This window comes from Pseudomonas sp. PAMC25584, from assembly GCF_058135675.1.
In genome coordinates, this window is record NZ_CM176870.1 from 3,899,446 (window position 1) to 3,915,575 (window position 16,130).

General features: G+C 63.3%; 16 protein-coding genes. 7 read left to right on the forward strand and 9 right to left on the reverse strand.

Annotated features, from left to right (window positions below; translation table 11 throughout):
- Positions 1-2 precede the first annotated feature (2 nt).
- From ACS5Q8_RS18050 to ACS5Q8_RS18090, 9 genes are all read right to left on the reverse strand, one after another.
- Positions 3-1,343, reverse strand: coding sequence for an ABC transporter substrate-binding protein (locus ACS5Q8_RS18050; RefSeq protein ID WP_276193555.1), 1,341 nt, complete (start codon positions 1,341-1,343; stop codon positions 3-5).
- A 17-nt stretch (positions 1,344-1,360) separates the two neighbouring features.
- Entirely contained in the window at positions 1,361-2,410 is a 1,050-nt protein-coding gene (locus ACS5Q8_RS18055) for a branched-chain amino acid ABC transporter permease (protein ID WP_276193556.1), read from the reverse strand.
- Between the two features lie 4 nt (positions 2,411-2,414).
- Entirely contained in the window at positions 2,415-3,296 is an 882-nt protein-coding gene (locus ACS5Q8_RS18060; RefSeq protein WP_426102162.1) for a branched-chain amino acid ABC transporter permease, read from the reverse strand.
- The gene (locus tag ACS5Q8_RS18065; RefSeq protein WP_426102160.1) at positions 3,296-4,066 is read right to left on the reverse strand and encodes an ABC transporter ATP-binding protein; all 771 of its coding nucleotides are present in this window, start codon (positions 4,064-4,066) and stop codon (positions 3,296-3,298) included. Before ACS5Q8_RS18065 ends, ACS5Q8_RS18060 begins: the two co-directional genes overlap by 1 nt.
- Positions 4,063-4,971, reverse strand: coding sequence for an AMP-binding protein (locus tag ACS5Q8_RS18070; RefSeq protein WP_465159290.1), 909 nt, complete (start codon positions 4,969-4,971; stop codon positions 4,063-4,065). Before ACS5Q8_RS18070 ends, ACS5Q8_RS18065 begins: the two co-directional genes overlap by 4 nt.
- Before the next feature lie 114 nt (positions 4,972-5,085).
- Entirely contained in the window at positions 5,086-6,519 is a 1,434-nt protein-coding gene (locus ACS5Q8_RS18075) for an LLM class flavin-dependent oxidoreductase (RefSeq protein WP_276193560.1), read from the reverse strand.
- On the reverse strand, positions 6,519-6,878 hold the full coding sequence (locus tag ACS5Q8_RS18080; RefSeq protein WP_443696196.1) for an acyl-CoA dehydrogenase: 360 nt from the start codon (positions 6,876-6,878) through the stop codon (positions 6,519-6,521). Before ACS5Q8_RS18080 ends, ACS5Q8_RS18075 begins: the two co-directional genes overlap by 1 nt.
- 12 nt (positions 6,879-6,890) lie before the next feature.
- Entirely contained in the window at positions 6,891-8,087 is a 1,197-nt protein-coding gene (locus ACS5Q8_RS18085) for an SfnB family sulfur acquisition oxidoreductase (protein ID WP_463879611.1), read from the reverse strand.
- 155 nt (positions 8,088-8,242) lie between these two features.
- The gene (locus tag ACS5Q8_RS18090) at positions 8,243-8,806 is read right to left on the reverse strand and encodes a helix-turn-helix domain-containing protein (RefSeq protein ID WP_276193563.1); all 564 of its coding nucleotides are present in this window, start codon (positions 8,804-8,806) and stop codon (positions 8,243-8,245) included.
- A 92-nt stretch (positions 8,807-8,898) separates the two neighbouring features.
- Here ACS5Q8_RS18090 and ACS5Q8_RS18095 point away from each other — a divergent pair, with 92 nt between their 5' ends.
- The 7 genes from ACS5Q8_RS18095 to ACS5Q8_RS18125 all read left to right on the forward strand — a co-directional run bounded on the left by ACS5Q8_RS18095 (position 8,899) and on the right by ACS5Q8_RS18125 (position 16,077).
- Positions 8,899-9,828, forward strand: coding sequence for a DMT family transporter (locus tag ACS5Q8_RS18095; RefSeq protein WP_276193564.1), 930 nt, complete (start codon positions 8,899-8,901; stop codon positions 9,826-9,828).
- A gap of 209 nt (positions 9,829-10,037) precedes the next feature.
- Positions 10,038-12,959, forward strand: a complete 2,922-nt coding sequence (locus ACS5Q8_RS18100; RefSeq protein ID WP_276193565.1) for a monovalent cation/H+ antiporter subunit A — start codon at positions 10,038-10,040, stop codon at positions 12,957-12,959.
- Positions 12,959-13,303: a Na+/H+ antiporter subunit C gene (locus tag ACS5Q8_RS18105; RefSeq protein ID WP_007986256.1), complete on the forward strand. Its 345-nt coding sequence runs from the start codon at positions 12,959-12,961 to the stop codon at positions 13,301-13,303. Before ACS5Q8_RS18100 ends, ACS5Q8_RS18105 begins: the two co-directional genes overlap by 1 nt.
- A complete protein-coding gene (locus tag ACS5Q8_RS18110; RefSeq protein ID WP_465159291.1) occupies positions 13,300-14,982 on the forward strand; it encodes a monovalent cation/H+ antiporter subunit D in 1,683 nt (560 codons plus the stop codon). Before ACS5Q8_RS18105 ends, ACS5Q8_RS18110 begins: the two co-directional genes overlap by 4 nt.
- Positions 14,979-15,467 carry a Na+/H+ antiporter subunit E gene (locus ACS5Q8_RS18115; RefSeq protein WP_276193567.1) on the forward strand — a complete coding sequence of 163 codons (489 nt, stop codon included), beginning with the start codon at positions 14,979-14,981 and terminating at the stop codon, positions 15,465-15,467. Before ACS5Q8_RS18110 ends, ACS5Q8_RS18115 begins: the two co-directional genes overlap by 4 nt.
- Entirely contained in the window at positions 15,464-15,742 is a 279-nt protein-coding gene (locus tag ACS5Q8_RS18120; protein WP_076950843.1) for a K+/H+ antiporter subunit F, read from the forward strand. The genes ACS5Q8_RS18115 and ACS5Q8_RS18120 overlap by 4 nt, the downstream gene beginning before the upstream one ends.
- Positions 15,739-16,077: a Na+/H+ antiporter subunit G gene (locus ACS5Q8_RS18125; protein ID WP_426102154.1), complete on the forward strand. Its 339-nt coding sequence runs from the start codon at positions 15,739-15,741 to the stop codon at positions 16,075-16,077. Before ACS5Q8_RS18120 ends, ACS5Q8_RS18125 begins: the two co-directional genes overlap by 4 nt.
- The last annotated feature ends 53 nt before the right edge of the window (positions 16,078-16,130 follow it).

Here is a 16,130-nt window from a genome sequence, read left to right on the forward strand (position 1 = left end):
ATTTATTCATCCCCGGCGCAAGTGCGTGGCGTCAGGCCTTTTTCTTTGGCGAACGCGGTGGACTTTTCATCGATCAGCGGGCGCAGTAGCGCACGGTCGGCGGCGATCCAGTCGCTGACCAGCGTCCAGTTGGCGCCATCCCACTGCTGCACCCGCGCCGAACCGCCGCCTTCGTGGTCACGGCAGGACAGCTTGAGGTTCTGCATCAGGCCCAGGTAGCCCATGGCCTTGAGTCGCGCGTCGTCGATATTCAGGTGTTCCAGACCCCAGCGGCCTTCTTCGCCATTGAGCGGGCGCTTGCCGAACTTGGCCTGGGCGGTGCGGATCGCTTCCACCGCCACGGCGGCGTTCACCAGGCCGGAGTTGTAGTAAACGCTGCCGAAGTTTTTCAGGTCCTTGAGGTCGCTATGGCCTTTGTCGAGGACGTATTGCTTGAGGCGCTTGTGGATCTCGAAGTCGGCGCCGGCCGGGTATGGCGTGAGCGCCAGGTAGCCTTTGGCAGCGCTGCCGGCGGGCAATACGTCTTCGCTGGAGCTGGCCCAGATATCGCCGATGATATGGTCGACCGGGAAGCCAAAACGTGCGGCGGTTTTCACCGCGACCGGGGTGGACACGCCCCACGTGCGCAGGAACACCCAGTCCGGATTGGCCTGGCGCACCTGGCGCCATTGCGCGGACTGCTCGTTGCCGGGGTCGGCGACCGGAATTTGGATATTCTCAAAGCCGTACTTCTCGGCGAGCAGCTTCAGCGGGCCGAGGGTTTCGCGACCGTAGGCCGAGTCGTGGTAGACCGTGGCGATCTTCTTGCCCTTGAGTTTGTCGAAACCGCCTTCGCGCTGGGCGATGTAGTTCACCAGGCTCGACGCCTCGCTGTAGAAGGTCAGCATCACCGGGAAGTTATAGGGGAACACGGTGCCGTCGGTGGCTTCGGTGCGGCCATACCCGAGGGTGATCAACGGGACCTTGTCCACTTCGGCACGCTCACTCAAGGCATAGGCCGCAGGTGCGCCGTTAGGCTGGTACACCGCGACCGGCGCGCCATCCAGGCCGTTCTTGAAGCGCTCGTAGCACTCGATGCCCTTCTCCGCCGTCCATTCGGTCTCGCATTCCTGCCACACCAGTTTTACGCCATTGATACCGCCTTCGACCTCGTTGATGTAGCGCAGGTAGTCAATCATCCCGGCCCACACCTGCACGCCGCTGGAGGCATAGGCGCCGACGCGGTAGGTGGCCAGGGGAAAGAACTGCTGGTCGGGCGACGCCACGGCCTGGGGCACTGCACCGGCCAGGGCGGCCAGCGCGAAGGCGGCGCCGGCCAGGGAACGTTTCAAGGATGCACGCATGGGGGTTCTCATAGAGGTCAGAAACGTAGGGGCCACTGACGCAGCCGATCGCGAAGGTTATGCAACAGGCGAATCAAGCCTTCGGGTTCCTTGATCAGGAACACGATGATCAGCACGCCAAAGATGATTTTCTGCAGGTTCTGCAACTGCCCCGCATCCACCGAGCCGCCGAACAGCGCCTGCCCGGCGTGGCTGAGGAAGATCGGCAGCAAACTGATAAATGCCGCGCCGACGAAGTTGCCGGCGATGCTGCCCATGCCGCCGATAATGATGATGAACAGGATCTGGAACGAACGATTGATATCGAAGCTGCTGGCGCTGGCTGTGCCCAGATAGGCGAAGGCCCATAGCGCACCGGCGATGCCGAGGTAGAACGAGCTGACCGCAAACGCCAGGCGCTTGTAACGCACCACCGGGATGCCAACCACGGCGGCGGCGGTGTCCATGTCGCGGATCGCCATCCAGTTACGCCCCACCTGGCTGCGCACCAGGTTGACGGCGCTCCAGGTCAGCAGCAGCACGGTCAGCAACGTCAGCCAGTAGCGCCCCAGCGGCGTGTTGAGGTCATACCCGAACAACGCCAGCTTCGGCGCGGAGAGGGTGCCGGACGAACCGTAGTTGTAGAACCAGGGGAATTTGACGAACAGCCACTCGAGAAAAAACTGCGCGGCCAGGGTGGTGACCATCAGGTAGAAGCCCTTGATCCGCGAACTGGGCAGGCCAAACAGCAAGCCGACCAGCGCACTGATAAGGCCGCCACCGAGCAACGCCACCGGCAAGCCCAGCTCCGGCAGGCGCAGCAGAAAGCCGTAGGTGGCAAACGCACCGACCGCCATGAATCCGGCGGCGCCCACCGAAGTCTGCCCCGTGTAGCCGGTCAGCAGGTTCAGGCCCAGCCCGGCCAGGGACAGCACCAGGAACGGGATCAGGATCGCACTGAGCCAATAATCATTGCCCCACAGCGGCACCACGATAAACGCCAGCACCAACAGGCCGAGCAGGCCCCAGGGCACTCGGCGCTGAATCAGCAGTAACGGTGCGGTTTCTTGAGCAACAGGGATCGACATGGTTTCAGACTCGCTCGATGGCGCGCTCGCCGAACAGGCCGGCGGGACGGATATACAGGAAGGCCAGGGCCAGGACGTAGGCAAACCACGGCGTGATGCCGCCGCCGAGCAGCGGGCCGATATACACCTCGGCGAGGTTCTCCGCCGCGCCGACAATCAGCCCGCCGACAATCGCCCCGCCAATCGAGGTAAAGCCGCCGATGATCAACACCGGCAAGGCCTTGAGCACCACCAGTGACAGCGAGAACTGCACACCCTGGCGCGCGCCCCACAACAGCCCGGCCACCAGCCCGACGATCCCGGCCACCGCCCAGACGATCTGCCAGATCCGGTTGAGGTTGATGCCGATGGACAGCGCCGCCGTGGTGTCATCGGCCACGGCGCGCAACGACACGCCGATGCGGGTCTTGTTGAAGAGCAACGCCAGGACCGTCACCAGCACCACGGCGGCCGCGGCCGCGATCAGGTCGAACTGGCTGAGCATCAGCGGCCCGACGAACAGCGGCACATCGTCGATGCCCAAGTCCAGCGCACGCACCTGCGAGCCCATCAAGCCCTGGGCCAGGCCCTCGATAATGAACGACAGGCCCAGGGTGGCCATGAACAGGGTGATCTGCGAACGGTTCACCAGTGGGCGCAGCACCAGGCGCTCGATGAGCAAGGCGCCGACGATCATCACCACCACCGTCAGCAATAGCGCCAGGGCAAACGGCACGCCCTGGTCATGCAGGCTGACGAAGGTCAGCGCAGCAAACAGCAGCATCGAGCCCTGGGCGAAATTGAACACGCCGCTGGCCTTGTAGATCAGCACAAAACCGATGGCGACCAGCGAGTACATGGTGCCGGCGAGCAGGCCGCCGAGCAGGGTTTCGAAAAAGAACGTCATCAGTGGACCACTCCCAGGTACGCCGCGATCACGTCGGGGTTGGCCTGCACTTGGGCGGGGGTGCCGTCACCGACCTTACGCCCGTAGTCGAGCACCACCACATGGTCGGACAGGCCCATGACCACGCCCATATCGTGCTCGATCAACACCACGGTGGTGCCAAGGTCGCGGTTCACATCGGCGACAAAGCGCGCCATCTCCTGTTTTTCCTCGGCATTCATCCCGGCCATGGGCTCGTCCAGCAACAACAGGCTGGGCCCGGCGATCAACGCCCGGCCGAGCTCCACGCGCTTTTGCAGGCCGTAGGACAAGTTGCCCACCAGCACATCGCGGTGGGCCTGCAGCTCAAGAAACTCGAGGATGCCCTGGGCACGTCGGCGGAACGCTGCGGCCTCGCGCCGCGCACGGGGTAAGCCGAGGGCCTGTTCGATAAAGCTCGTGCGCATATGCCGCGACAGGCCGGTGAGAATGTTGTCGAGCACGCTCATCTTTTTGAACAGCGCGTTGTTCTGGAAGGTCCGCCCAATGCCTCGGCGCGCAGCGCCCAAGGGGTCGATTCGGTGGAAATGCTGCTGCTCGAACACGATCTCGCCGGCATCGAAGCGATACACACCGTTGAGCACATTGAGCAGCGAACTCTTGCCGGCGCCGTTGGGGCCGATCAGCGCGCAGATCTCGCCGCGCTGTACGTCGAAGGACAAGGCATTGATCGCCTTGACCCCCTTGAATGACAGCGAGATATCCCGCACCTGGAGAATGGCTTGGCTCATGCGATGTCCCGTTTGAATTCAGCCAGCCACACCGGGTCGCTCACGGACGTGCCCGTGCTGGGTGGCTGCCAGATAGAGGCCAGGCGTTGGAAGCCCAGCAGTTTGCGCACGCGGTTTTTCAGCAGACGGCGCAGGCCGCTGTGCGGCTGGGCAACGGCCCAGTCACACAGGCGTCGGCGCCAGGTGCCGTAGGGCGCGAGGCGGCTTTCGATGTCGTCAGCCAGGTGCTGCAGGCGCGCGGGTGACAACAGCAAGCCGGTGGGCGCAACTTCGCTGCGATCACGCCGGGCCGAAGCCGGGCTTTCCGGGAAGGCCAGGCCGCGACCGCTGCTCAGCCATTGCTCCAGCAGCACCGCCAGGCCGCCTTGCCAATGGGTGCCCTCCTCGCTCCACAGCACGGCCTCACCGGCAGGGTGCCACCAGCGGCTGAGGAGGCGGGCCGGATCGACGGGGCCAAGCAACTGGCCGAAGTCCAACACATTGATCGATGCCCCAGGCTGCTGCCGGCGATCGTGCACATGGGCATGGCTCGGACGAATGCGCCAGAGTTGTTGACGCAGGGCCTCGGGTTCCAAGTCATCGGCCAGGGTCAGCACCTGGCCGCCGACGGATTGGGCGGCCAGCGCCAGCAGCAACAAATTGGGTTCGAAAGCACCGCAGAGCGCCAACCGCGATTGTTCGTTGAACCCCTGCTGGCGCAAGCCATCGGCCAGACGCTCGACATCGCGCAAGGCGTCGATCCAGCGCCAGGCGTACCACTGGCCCTGGCGCTTGTGGCGCAGCGCGGTGTGCAGCGGCGTGATTTGCGCCCAGTGACGCAGTTGTTCCAGGGCCTTGGGCCGGTGACCGAGCAGCTCGGCCGGCCATTCCAACGCCAGTGGGCGTTTGAGGTCATGCACGCTCATAGGGGTAATGCTCCTATTGGGTGGGTAAGCGTGCGGTGGTCCGCTGGCTGATGTTGATCAGGCAATGAAGATCGAAACGTGGGAGGGGGCTTGCTCCCGATAGCAACGGATCAATCAAATATGTTCTAACTGACCCTCGGCTATCGGGAGCAAACCCCCTCCCACATTGGATTTGTTTTGGCCGGACAAATCGCGGTAGCCGGCGCCAGGGTGGTTCGACGGCAACCTCGGGCCTTCACCAAACAACTTCTCGCGCAAGGTGCCCTGGGCGTATTCAGTCTTGTACACGCCGCGCTTTTGTAACTCCGGCACCAGCAGCTCCACCGCGTCGATAAAGGTTTCGTGGGTCAGCGCATAGGCCAGGTTGAAGCCGTCCACGTCGGTCTCTTCCACCCACTCCTGCAGCAAGTCCGCCACCGTTTCCGGACCGCCGACAAACAGCGGGCCAAAACCCCCGATGCCGACCCAGTCGGCCAGCTCTTTGGGGGTCCAGACCTTGTTCGGATCGGCCGTGGAAAACGCTTCCACCGCTGACTGAATGGCGTTGGTATGCACATGCTTGAGCGGCTCGTCGGGCTTGAACTGGCTGAAATCGATGCCGGTCCAGCCGGAGATCAGCGCCATCGCCCCTTCGTAGCTGACGTAGGATGTGTATTCGTCGAACTTGGCCTTGGCCTTCGCGTCGGTCTCGCCGACGATCACCGTCTGCAGATTGAAGATCAGGATCTTGCGCGGATCACGCCCGGCCTCGGCCGCACGGCGACGAATGTCGGCGACGGTCTTTTTCAGCTGCACTTTGGACGGCGCGGCGACAAACACACACTCGGCCTGTTCGGCGGCGAACTGCTTGCCACGGCTGGACGCGCCCGCCTGGTACAGCAACGGCGTGCGTTGCGGCGACGGTTCGCATAGGTGAATGCCGGGCACCTGGAAATGTTTGCCGACGTGGCGGATCTCGTGAATCTTGCTCGGGTCACTGAAAATCCGCCGCTCGCGGTCACGCAGCACGGCGCCGTCTTCCCAACTGCCTTCCCAGAGTTTGTAGCAAACCTCCAGGTACTCTTCGGCGTAGTCGTAGCGGGCATCGTGTTCGGTCTGGGCGTTCTGGCCGAGGTTCTTGGCGCCGCTTTCCAGGTAGGAGGTGACAATGTTCCAGCCGATCCGGCCCTTGGTCAGGTGGTCGAGGGTAGAAAGGCGCCGAGCGAACGGATACGGGTGTTCGAAGGACAACGACGCGGTCAGGCCAAAACCCAGGTGTTCGGTGACCAGCGCCATCGGTGCGATCAGCGACAGCGGATCGTTGACCGGCACTTGGGTCGCCTGGCGAATCGCCGCGTCGCCATTGCCGTTGTACACGTCGTAGATACCCAGCACGTCGGCGATAAACAAGCCGTCGAACTTGCCGCGCTCGAGGATTTTCGCCAGGTCGGTCCAGTATTCCAGGTCCTTGTACTGCCACGAGCGATCACGCGGGTGCGCCCACAGGCCGGGGGATTGGTGGCCGACGCAGTTCATGTCGAAGGCATTCAAGCGAATTTCACGGGCCATCAAACAGCACTCCCGGGGGCGACACCGTTGAGGTGGTAGTTGCCGACAATCTGGTACTTCCAGCGCAGCGGGTCTTCGAGGGTTGGCGCCAGCGCGGTGCGTTGGCCCGTCAGTTCGAATTCGGCGGCGCTGGCGAACAGCAAGGCTTCGGCGGCGGCGATCTGCGCTTCGGTGACGGCGACAGGCGTTGGGTGGGTTTGCGCGTACTCGAGCAACGCGGCGGCCACCTCCACGCGGATCTGCCAGTCGCCGAAGCGGCTGATCACGTAGGGGTCATCACTTGTTTGCACAAGACGTCGGGTGCTCTCCAGCAATTGGCGAGCCTGGTCCAGCGCGGTGGGTTGGGTCAGTGCATTCATGGGGCAGACTCCTCAGTTCCAGGCATGGCGTGCGGGTTTGACGCCGTTGAGCACGAAGTTACCGATCAGGTGGTATTTCCAGCGGGCCGGATCGTGCAGGGTGTGGGTGCGCGCGTTGCGCCAGAAGCGGTCGAGGTTGTGCTTGCCGGTCACCGAGCGGGTGCCGCCCAGTTCGAAAAGCTTGCTGCTGGCGAGCAACGCGGTTTCGGCCGACAGGACTTTGGCCTGGGCGACGATCAGCGAGGCGTTGGCGACGGTGTCTTCGTTCGGTTCGGCGAGGGCCTGGTCGACCGCTTTACCGGCCTTGGCGAGAATCGCTTCGGTGCCGTGTACGCGCCATTCCAGATCACCGATGGCGGCGATGGTGAATGGGTCCTGCCAGCCGTGATCCTGTTGGCTGTCGATCCATGGACGGGCCTGGCGCGCGTAGATTTTTGCTTGTTCGAGGGCGCCCACGGCGATGCCGGTGTCGATCGCCGCCTGGATGATTTGCGAAATCGGGCCGTCGGCGGTCGGTTGATCGAACGCCAGGTGCGCGGGAATCACCGCGCTCAGGGGCACCGTCACGCCGTCGAGGGTCACGCCGCCGCTGGCGGTGGTGCGCTGGCCGAAGCCGTCCCAACTGTCGATGACCGTGAGGCCCGGCGCATCGCGCTCGACGAAGGCAATAAAGGCCTTGCCCTGTTCGTTGGTGCCGACGGCGGGCACGATATGGGCGAACAGCGCGCCGGTGCAGTAGAACTTCTCGCCATTGATCTGGGCGTGATCAGCGTGTACGCGAATCTGGGTGTCGAAGGTGCCGGCGTTTTTGCTCTTGGCTTCGGAGAACGCATTACCGAAACGGTAGCCGGCCAGGACCTTGCCGAAGTAGTGGCGCTTTTGCTCCTCGCTGCCGGTTTGCAGCAGGATATCCACCACACCCAGGTGGTTCTGCGGGATCTGCCCCAGGGACGGATCGGCGGCGGCGATCAACTTGATCACCTCGGCCACCGTCACATAGGACACTTCGGCACCGCCGTAAGCCTTGGGGATGGTGATACCCCACAGGCCACTGGCGGAAAACTCGTCGAGTTCGGCCACCGGCAGGCGGCGTTCGCGGTCGCGCACGCTGGCATCGACGGCGAAGCGTGCGGCCAGACGCGTGGCAACCTCGATGGCTTCAGCGTCTGAACGGATGATATGAGCAGGGTGTTGAGGGTGGGCTGACATGGGCCGACTCCAGAGTCCAAGGGGATACTGGAGTGATTGCAGGAGTCGTGCCTGAAACCAATCGTCAATAAAATCAGTGGGTTGCTAACATTTTAAGGCATGAGCACTCGCTTGCGATCGCGCAAAGTGCCCATCCACTGTTGCCCGGTAAACAGTTAGATCACCACATTGCGCACAAAGCACACCGCAACGTCGCCGTCATTGCGATAGGCGTGGGCCTGGCGGCTGGCAAACATGAAGAACTCACCGGCGGCGAGCGGTTTTTCCTGGTCATCCAGAATCAACGTCAGGCTGCCCTCGAATACGAACAACTGCACGCTCCAGCCATCCGGGTCCGGCTCGGGGCTGTAGCGATCGCCCGGCTCCAGGCGCATTTCCCACAGTTCGACTTCACGCCGCGCCGTGGCTTTGGCGAGCAGCACGGCTTTGCTGCCAGGGATGTCCCCGGCCCAGGCCAGTTCGTTGATGCGGCTATGGTCAGGCGCGTCCGGTGCCTGGATCAGGTCGCTGAAGGCTACGTCCAGCGCTTCGGCGACACGGTCGAGGGTGGACAGGCTGACGTTTTTCTCGCCGGCCTCAATGGCCACCAGCATGCGCCGGCTGACCCCGGACTTTTCCGAGAGCGCTGTCTGGCTCAAGTCGGCGGCATGCCGCAGGCGACGAACATTCTGGCTGACGTGCTGCAGGACCGAGGCCCGTTGCGGATTTTCTTTGTGCACTATATTGCTCAATGGGTGGGTGTGCGCAGTATACTGCCCAGCGTGCGGCGCATTGTGCGTTCCGCGCCCTTCCCTTGCAAGACTGAGCCGCCATGACCACCCCGAATGCTCCCTCGCGTTTCAACCGCTTCAGCAAAGCCGAATGCATCCTGGTGTTCATCACCATGATCTGGGGCGGCACCTTTTTGCTGGTGCAGCACGCCATGACCGTCAGCGGGCCGATGTTTTTCGTGGGCCTGCGTTTTGCCGCGGCGGCGATCGTGGTCGGCTGCTTTTCCGTGCGCACCCTGCGCGACCTGACCCTGTTTGAGTTGAAAGCCGGGGTATTTATCGGCGTGGCGATCATGTTCGGCTACGGGTTGCAGACCATCGGCCTGCAGACGATTCTGAGCAGCCAGTCGGCATTTATTACCGCGCTCTATGTACCGTTCGTGCCGTTGTTGCAATGGCTGGTGCTGGGCCGTCGTCCGGGGTTGATGCCGAGCATTGGCATCATGCTGGCGTTCGCGGGGTTGATGCTGTTGACCGGCCCAGCCGGCGCCTCGCTGAATTTCAGCCCCGGCGAAATCGCCACGCTGATCGGCGCGGTGGCGATTGCCGCCGAGATCATCCTGATCAGCGCGTTTGCCGGGCAAGTGGACGTGCGTCGAGTGACCGTGGTGCAACTGGCCACGGCGTCGTTGTTGTCGTTCCTGATGGTGGTGCCGATGGGCGAGGCGCTGCCGGGGTTCTCCTGGTTGCTGTTGTTCAGCGCGGTGGGCCTGGGCTTGACCAGCGCAGTGATCCAAGTGGCGATGAACTGGGCGCAACAGAGCGTTTCGCCGACGCGGGCCACGTTGATTTATGCCGGGGAACCGGTGTGGGCCGGCGTGGTTGGGCGGATCGCCGGGGAGCGGTTCCCGCCGATTGCCATGGTCGGGGCGGCGTTGATCGTGGCGGCGGTGGTGGTGAGTGAGCTGAAGACGCGCGGGCAGAAAGCCATCGAATTGCAAAATGCCAAGGAACAGGAGCAGCAGGGCTAAGGCCCGAGCTGTAGCGCTGGCAGTAAAATCGCCATTGTGGGCAAGCCCGGCGTCCACCTGGGGCGGTGGCGTTTGTGGGAAAGGGCGTTTGAAACAATGCCAAATGGGCGTTTTCAGCCTACCTTGTAGGATTCAGCCACATGTTGCCGTTTGGTGATCGACAAAGCGGCACGTATGATGCATCCCAAACTCCCGCAGATTAGAAGCCTATGTCCCTGATAGTTCTACTGCTTCTGCCTTTTATCGGCAGCTGTCTGGCGGCCTTGCTGCCGCACAATGCGCGCAACACCGAATCCCTGCTGGCCGGCCTTATTGCCCTGGCCGGTACCGTTCAAGTCGCCCTGCTCTACCCTCAAATCGCCCACGGCGGGGTGATCCGCGAAGAATTCATGTGGTTGCCCAGCCTGGGCGTGAATTTTGTCTTGCGCATGGATGGCTTCGCCTGGTTGTTCTCGATGCTGGTACTCGGCATCGGCACGCTGGTGTCCCTGTATGCGCGTTACTACATGTCGCCGGACGATCCGGTGCCACGCTTCTTTGCGTTTTTCCTGGCATTCATGGGGGCCATGCTCGGCCTGGTGATCTCCGGCAACCTGATCCAGATCGTGTTTTTCTGGGAACTGACCAGCCTGTTCTCGTTCCTGCTGATCGGCTACTGGCATCACCGCGCCGATGCGCGACGCGGTGCCTACATGGCGTTGATGGTCACCGGCGCGGGCGGTCTGTGCCTGCTGGCCGGGGTGATGCTGCTGGGGCATATCGTCGGCAGCTATGACCTGGACCGGGTACTGGCGGCGGGCGATCAGATTCGTGCGCACTCGCTGTACCCGGTCATGCTGGTCCTGGTGCTGGTTGGTGCCTTGAGCAAAAGCGCGCAGTTCCCGTTCCACTTCTGGCTGCCCCACGCCATGGCGGCACCGACGCCGGTATCGGCCTATTTGCATTCGGCGACGATGGTGAAGGCCGGCGTGTTCTTGCTGGCCCGCCTGTGGCCGTCGCTGTCCGGCAGCGACGAATGGTTCTGGATCGTCGGCGGTGCCGGCGCCGTGACCCTCCTGCTCGGCGCTTACTGCGCCATGTTCCAGAACGATCTCAAGGGTCTGCTGGCCTACTCCACCATCAGCCACCTCGGGCTGATCACCCTGCTGCTCGGCCTCAACAGCCCGCTGGCCGCCGTCGCTGCGGTGTTCCATATCCTCAACCATGCCACCTTCAAGGCCTCGCTGTTCATGGCGGCGGGCATCATCGACCACGAAAGCGGCACCCGCGATATTCGCAAGCTCAGCGGCCTGGTGCGCTTGATCCCGTTTACCGCGACTCTGGCGATGGTGGCCAGTGCGTCCATGGCTGGCGTGCCGTTGCTCAATGGCTTCCTGTCCAAAGAGATGTTCTTCGCTGAAACGGTGTTTATCTCAGCAACCGCCTGGGTGGAAATCACCCTGCCGGTGATCGCGACCATCGCCGGCACCTTCAGCGTGGCCTACGCGCTGCGCTTCACGGTGGATGTGTTCTTCGGCCCGCCCGCAACCGACCTGCCGCATACGCCCCATGAACCGCCGCGCTGGATGCGCGCGCCGGTGGAGCTGCTGGTGTTCACCTGCCTGCTGGTGGGGATATTCCCGGCCCAGGTGGTCGGCTCGATCCTCGCCGCCGCCGCGCTGCCGGTGGTCGGCGGGGTGTTGCCAGAATACAGCCTGGCCATCTGGCACGGCTGGAACGCACCGATGATCATGAGCCTGGTGGCAATGTCCGGCGGCGTGGTGCTTTACCTGCTGCTGCGCAAGCAACTCAAGCGCGGGCGCTTCAAGTACCCGCCGATCATCAGCTACTTCAATGGCAAGCGCGCCTTCGAACGCTGCCTGGTGGTGATGATGCGCGGCGTGCGCAGGATCGAGAAACGCATCAGTACCAAGCGCCTGCAGACGCAGTTGTTCCTGCTGGTGCTAGTCGCCGTGATCGGCGGCATGATCCCAATACTCAACAGCGGCCTCAGTTGGGGCGACCGGCCGAAGATCCCGGGGTCCATCGTATTCGTCACCCTGTGGCTGCTGGCGATTGCCTGCGCCCTCGGTGCCGCCTGGCAAGCCAAGTACCACCGGCTGGCGGCCCTGACCATGGTCAGCGTGTGCGGCATGATGACCTGCATCACCTTCGTGTGGTTCTCGGCGCCGGACCTGGCGCTGACGCAGTTGGTCGTGGAAGTGGTGACCACCGTGCTGATCCTGCTGGGCCTGCGCTGGCTGCCACGACGGATCGAAGAAGTCTCACCACTGCCCCATACGTTGCGCAAGGCACGCATTCGCCGGCTGCGCGACTTCCTGCTGTCCACCGTGGTCGGTGGCGGCATGGCGCTGCTGTCCTATGCCATGCTGACCCGCCAGACGCCCAACGATATTTCCTCGTTCTACCTGAGCCGCGCCCTCCCCGAAGGCGGCGGCAGCAATGTGGTAAACGTGATGCTGGTGGACTTCCGTGGCTTCGACACCCTGGGCGAAATCACCGTACTCGGCGCCGTGGCGCTGACTGTGTACGCGCTGCTGCGGCGCTTCCGCCCCTCCAAGGAAAGCATGCAATTGCCCGCGCAACAGCGCCAACTCGCGCCGGACGCGGCCACCGACCTGATCAACCCACGCCAGGCCAGCGACACCGCGTTGGGCTACATGATGGTGCCGGCGGTGCTGGTGCGCCTGCTGCTGCCGATTGCGCTGGTGGTGTCGTTCTATCTGTTCATGCGCGGCCATAACCAGCCGGGCGGTGGTTTCGTCGCCGGCCTGGTGATGTCGGTGGCGTTTATCCTGCAATACATGGTCGCCGGCACCCAGTGGGTCGAGGCGCAGATGAGTTTGCGACCGATGCGCTGGATGGGCTTCGGCCTGTTCTCGGCGACCCTGACCGGCCTCGGTGCCTTGTTCGCCGGCTACCCGTTCCTCACCACCCATACCTGGCATTTGAGCTTGCCGGTGCTGGGCGACATCCATATCGCCAGCGCGCTGTTCTTCGACGTCGGCGTGTACGCCATGGTCGTCGGCTCGACGCTGCTGATGCTCACCGCTCTCGGTCACCAATCGGTGCGGGCCCATAAACCGAGCAACCAGCCGAAAACCGTTGCTACACCGGAAGGAGCCGCCTGATGGAAGAAGTCATCGCAATTGCAATTGGGGTCCTGGCGGCCTCCGGCGTCTGGTTGATCCTGCGACCACGGACGTTCCAGGTGGTGATGGGCCTGTGCCTGTTGTCATACGGGGTCAACCTGTTCATTTTCAGCATGGGTAGCCTGTTTATCGGCAAGGAGCCGATCATCAAGGACGGCGTGCCGCAAGACCTGTTGCACTACACCGATCCCCTGCCCCAGGCATTGGTGCTGACGGCGATCGTGATCAGCTTCGCCATGACCGCGCTGTTCCTCGTGGTACTGCTGGCGTCGCGGGGCCTGACCGGCACCGACCATGTGGACGGCCGGGAGCCCAAGGAATGACGTGGGTCAATCAACTGATCGTCGCGCCGATCCTGCTGCCGTTGCTGACCGCCGCCCTGATGCTGATGCTCGGCGAGAAGCACCGCCCGCTCAAGGCGCGTATCAACCTGTTCTCCAGCGTGCTCGGCCTCGGTATCGCGATCTTGCTACTGTACTGGACACAACAAGGTGGCCCCGGTTCGATTGGCGTGTACCTGCCCGGCAACTGGCAAGTGCCGTTCGGCATTGTGCTGGTGGTGGACCAACTGTCGGCGCTGATGCTGGTACTCACCGGGATCATCGGCGTGAGTGCGCTGCTGTTCGCCATGGCCCGCTGGGACCGCGCGGGCACCAGTTTCCATGCGTTGTTCCAGATCCAGATGATGGGCCTCTACGGCGCCTTTCTCACCGCAGACCTGTTCAACCTGTTCGTGTTCTTCGAGGTGTTGCTGGCGGCCTCCTATGGTTTGATGCTCCACGGTTCCGGCCGTGCGCGGGTGTCGTCAGGGCTGCATTACATCGCGATCAACCTGCTGGCGTCGTCGCTGTTCCTGATCGGCGCGGCGCTGATCTATGGCGTCACCGGCACGCTGAACTTCGCTGACCTGGCGCTGAAAATCCCGCTGGTGCCGGAGGCCGATCGCGGCCTGTTGCACGCGGGGGCGGCGATCCTCGCCACGGCGTTCCTGGCCAAGGCCGGCATGTGGCCGCTGAACTTCTGGCTGGCGCCTGCGTACTCATCGGCCAGCGCGCCGGTGGCAGCGATGTTCGCGATCATGACCAAGGTCGGCGTGTACACCGTGCTGCGCCTGTGGACCCTGCTGTTCTCCAGCCAGGCCGGGCCGTCGGCGCTGTTCGGCGGCGACTGGCTGGTGTACGGCGGCATGGCGACCATCATCTGCGCGGCGCTGGCGATGGTGGCTGCGCAGCGCCTGGAGCGCATGGCCAGCTTGAGCATCCTGGTCTCGGCCGGCATCCTGCTGTCGTCGGTGGGTTTCGCCCAGCCCAGCCTGACAGCCGGGGCACTGTTCTATCTGGTCAGTTCCACACTGGCCTTGAGCGCGCTGTTCCTGCTGGCCGAATTGATCGAACGCTCGCGCTCGGCCAACGACCTGCCGCTGGACGAGGAGATCGACGCGCTGCCCAAAGCCATGGAATCCCTGCATCCACGCCCCGGCGTCAACCTCGATGACGAGCAGAAAGCCGTGGTCGGCCAGGTGATCCCCTGGACCATGGCATTCCTCGGCTTGAGCTTTGTCGCCTGCGCGCTGCTGATCATCGGCATGCCGCCGCTGTCAGGGTTTATCGGCAAGCTCAGCCTGTTGAGCGCGCTGGTCAATCCGCTGGGCTTGGGGCATTCGGTGGATGAGCCCATCCGCCCTGCCGCGTGGGGCCTGGTGACGTTGCTGATCCTGTCCGGCCTGGCCTCGCTGATCGCCTTCGCCCGCCTGGGCATCCAACGCTTCTGGACCCCAGAAGAGCGCCCTTCACCGCTGCTACGCCGTTACGAGTGCGTGCCGATCTTCTTCCTGCTCGGCCTGAGCATCCTGCTGACCTTCAAGGCCGAGCCGCTGATGCGCTATACCCTCGACACCGCCAAGCGCCTGAACAACCCGGAACAGTATGTGATGGCGGTCATGGCCACACGCCCGGTACCCAGCCCTGAAGCCAAGACCGCCGCGCTGGAGGTGCAGCCATGAAGCGCCTGTTCCCGGCCCCGTGGTTGTCGCTGGCGTTGTGGGTGTTGTGGCTGGTGCTGAACCTGTCCGTGAGCCCTGGCAACCTGCTGCTGGGCGCGCTGTTGGGCGTCCTCGCGCCGCTGCTGATGGCGCCGCTGCGCCCGTTGCCGATTCGTATCCATCGTCCCGGAGTGATCATTCGCCTGTTCTTCCGGGTAGGCCGTGACGTGATCGTCTCCAACCTGAAAGTGGCCTGGGGCGTGCTAGTGTGCGGCTCGCGGCCACCGCGTTCGCGCTTTATCAAAATCCCCCTGGACCTGCGCGACGCCAACGGCCTGGCCGTGTTGTCGATGATCACCAGCGTGACCCCAGGCACCGTCTGGTCGGAACTTGCCCTGGACCGCAGCATCCTGTTGTTGCACGTCTTCGACCTGGACGATGAAGCGCAGTTTATCCAGCACTTCAAACACGACTACGAACGGCCCTTGATGGAGATCTTCGAATGAGCGCCCTGCTCGCCAATGCGATCCTGTTCAGCCTGTTCCTGTTCTCGCTGGCCATGGTGCTGACGCTGATCCGCCTGTTCAAAGGCCCCTCGGCCCAGGACCGGGTCCTGGCGCTGGACTATCTGTACATCCTGGCAATGCTGATGATGCTGGTGCTGGGCATTCGGTATGCCAGTGATACCTACTTCGAAGCGGCGCTGTTGATCGCGCTGTTTGGCTTTGTCGGGTCATTTGCCCTGGCCAAATTCCTGCTGCGTGGCGAGGTGATCGAATGATGCCGTTATGGATTGAAGTGTGCGTGGCCGTGTTGCTGGTGCTGAGCAGCGTGTTTGCACTGATTGGCGCAATCGGGTTGCTGCGCATGAAGGATTTCTTCCAGCGCATGCACCCGCCGGCACTGGCCTCGACGCTGGGCGCGTGGAGCGTGGCGTTGGCGTCGATCATCTATTTTTCGGTACTCAAGTCCACGCCGGTGCTGCATGGCTGGCTGATCCCGATCTTGTTGTCGATCACGGTGCCGGTGACGACGCTGCTGCTGGCGCGCACGGCGTTGTTCCGCAAGCGCATGGCCGGTGACGATGTGCCCGCCGAGGTCAGCAGCCGTCGCTGAGTGCTGAAGCGAACACGGTCAAAAAATGTGGGCGGGGGCTTGCTCCCGATAGC